The organism is Synechococcus sp. R8-2 (assembly GCF_047461715.1).
GTDB lineage: Bacteria > Cyanobacteriota > Cyanobacteriia > Thermostichales > Thermostichaceae > Thermostichus.
In genome coordinates this window covers 1-902 of sequence record NZ_JANSHQ010000048.1, presented here as the reverse complement: position 1 = coordinate 902, position 902 = coordinate 1, and the positions used below count along the sequence as shown (strand labels likewise).

The 902-nt window shown below is 51.8% G+C and carries 1 protein-coding gene and 1 tRNA gene; one reads left to right on the top strand and one right to left on the bottom strand.

The window, feature by feature from the left end:
- Positions 1-74, bottom strand: a tRNA-Arg gene (locus NW819_RS01355).
- A 201-nt stretch (positions 75-275) separates the two neighbouring features.
- Here NW819_RS01355 and NW819_RS01350 point away from each other — a divergent pair.
- Positions 276-710 (top strand): hypothetical protein, encoded by a 435-nt coding sequence (locus tag NW819_RS01350; protein WP_414412660.1) that lies wholly within the window; start codon positions 276-278, stop codon positions 708-710.
- Positions 711-902 lie beyond the last annotated feature (192 nt).

Genomic DNA, 902 nt, shown 5'->3' with positions numbered 1-902 from the left:
CGGGACTGGGCGGACTTGAACCGCCGACCTAGCGCTTAGGAGGCGCTTGCTCTATCCATCTGAGCTACAGCCCCTTGTCGAACATCCTACTGCTCTTAGCCCCCATCTCAGATTACAGCCCTTTTGCAGATGAGGTGATACCCGACCAGTTCTCATCATGCCCCAACTGGGTCTGGCGTTATCGGTTGTGTTGTTGACATTGACCTGCTAGACATCTTCTGTGATGCTAAGAAGTGTTAAGCTAAGGACTTGGATCCCAAACCGAGGTCAGCCCTATGGAATCCCTTTCTGATCCCTTCGTCAATCCCCCCATTTACTCTGCCATCGCCTTATTCAGCTTTTTTGCTGTTATCTTTGGCATCATTTTCAAGGACAATTTGGAATACCAGGTGGCCCTTTGGCAGCTCAACCGGGATAGCCAAGCGCAAATTCGCTACCGCACTCCTGGGGTGATCCTCACCTACAGTCTCTGCTGCCTGTTTACCTCTGGGTTTGTGGCCGCGTGTCTGAACGTGTTTGGCCTGTCTATGGCCTTGGCCGCCTGCGTCGGTGGGATCCTAGTGTTGAGCACGGCAGGCTTGGTGTGGTGGCAGTTGGGATCCCTGATGGCTCTGTTGGCTGCCGGTGGATCCCAGGCCATCGATATTGACTCTTACGGAGTAGGGGCCATTTTGGATTCTGAGGCGGCAGCACCCCCCGAGGGAGAATAGGATCTTGGAGTAGTCTTACCCCATGCCCTGGTCTAGCTGGATCAGCTGGATCCAGAAGAGCGTGCCTACAGAGTAGAGAAAGCTTAAGAAGTTTCTGGCCAACTTGTTAAAACGAGAGAACAAGTGCCAGCTCAGCTTTTGAAAAACGCCTCTTTCTGTAAAAAATTACAAATTATAGTCATTCCAAACTAG